The following is a 1,670-nucleotide window of genomic DNA, read 5'->3' on the forward strand; positions in this document are numbered from 1 at the left end:
ATCTGGTTGCGGTCCTCCATGGCGATCACGGCTTCCAATCCCTGGGCGTCGATGGCGTGGTTGAGCGCCTCCTTGGTCAGACGTAAACCCAGCGGCGTCGCGTGCAGCATGTCGAGGGCGAAACCCTGAGCCTCGGCCGCAAGCAGTTCCTTCGCCACGATGCGGCTGACCAGACCCAGTTGATAGGCCCGCTCGGCGTCGATGAACCGGCCGGTCAACATGTACTCCGCCGCCACGGACGACCCCACCATCCGCGGCAGGAAGTAGCTGACGCCGATGTCACAGGCAGACAGCCCGATGCGGATAAAGGCGGCGTTCATGCGCATCGTCGGCGTGGCGATCCGTACGTCCGACGCCAACGCCAGGGCGAACCCGCCGCCCGCCGCCGCGCCGTCCACACAGGCGATGATCGGCTGCGGACAACGACGCATGGCAATCACGATCTCGCTGATCTCGCGCTGACGGGTCAGCCCCGCGCCGATGGAGCGCGAGCCCTGCGGATCGCCCCGCTCCTTCAAATCCAGACCGGCGCAGAAGTTGTCGCCGGCGCCTTGCAGCACCACCACCCGGACATCACGCCGCCAGTAAAGGCCAACGAAGAACTCCCGGAGTTCCGTCACCAGATTGCGGCTGAGCGAATTCAGGCGGGCCGGTCGGTTCATCGTCGCCCACACGACCTCCCCGTCCTGACGCAGTTCCAGATCCGCCATGCTCAGAGCCCCTTCAACCAGTCGAGCAGCAAGTCCGTGGTCTCCGCCGGCCGCTCCTGCTGGGTCCAGTGTCCGCAACCCGGCAGGATATGGACCCCGCGCAGGTCGGTGGCGTGCTCGCGCATCAGGGCGCCGGGGTCGGCGATGCGACCGAAGCCGGTGAACGCCGGATCCTTTTCGCCGCCGATCAGCAGCGACGGCTGCTCCAGCTTGCGATCCTTGAAACCCTGCAACCACGCAAAGTCGCGCTCATGGTTACGATAGCGGTTGATCGGCCCCCGGAACCCCGACCGCTCGAACTCGTCGACGTAGTAGTCCAGGTCTGCCGGCGACAACCAGTCCGGCATCACGCCCGGGTCCATCATCCCTTCCAGCAGGGTCGCGTCGACGCCCTTCATCGGCCAGGCCCCCTTGGGCGCCTCGCCGGCGATGCCGAAGTAGAACTTGCGCAGGAAGTCGCGGACATCCCCCTCGGCCTCCGCCTCGGGCGGACCGACCTTCTGGAACCAGTCCTGGTAGAAGAAGATGCCCTTGGATGTGAACGCCTCGCGGAAGATGTCGGTGAACGGTCGCGTCGGCACGCCCGTGAACGGCACCGACAGCCCCGCCACCGCCGAAATCCGGTCGGGCCGGGTGAAGGCTGTGTTCCAGACGATGGGCGCGCCCCAGTCGTGCCCCATCAGGATCGCCTTTTCACCCGGCGCCAACGCCTCCACCACGCCGACGACGTCACCGGTCAGCGCCTCCATGGAATAGGCATCGATGGGATAGGGCTTGTCCGAGCCGCCATAGCCGCGCACGTCGATGGCCGCCACCCGGTAGCCGGCGGCCGCCACCGGCCCGATCGGGTGGCGCCACGAATACCAGCTCTCCGGCAACCCGTGGACCAACACCACCAGCGGCCCGTCGCCCTGAACGGCGGCGCGGAGCCTGGAGCGGCCGGTGTCAATCCTTTGAAAC

General features: G+C 67.1%; 2 protein-coding genes. Both read right to left on the reverse strand.

Features of this window, described 5'->3' with window-relative positions; translation table 11 throughout:
• Positions 1 to 710: enoyl-CoA hydratase-related protein (locus RMO97_RS11160; RefSeq protein WP_310541071.1), on the reverse strand; the 710-nt coding region annotated here is incomplete at its 3' end.
• Between the two features lie 2 nt (positions 711 to 712).
• The coding region (locus RMO97_RS11165) for an alpha/beta hydrolase (protein WP_310541073.1) at positions 713 to 1,670 on the reverse strand (958 nt) is incomplete at its 5' end.

The organism is Phenylobacterium sp. (assembly GCF_031425575.1).
In the GTDB taxonomy this organism is placed as follows: Bacteria; Pseudomonadota; Alphaproteobacteria; order Caulobacterales; family Caulobacteraceae; genus Phenylobacterium.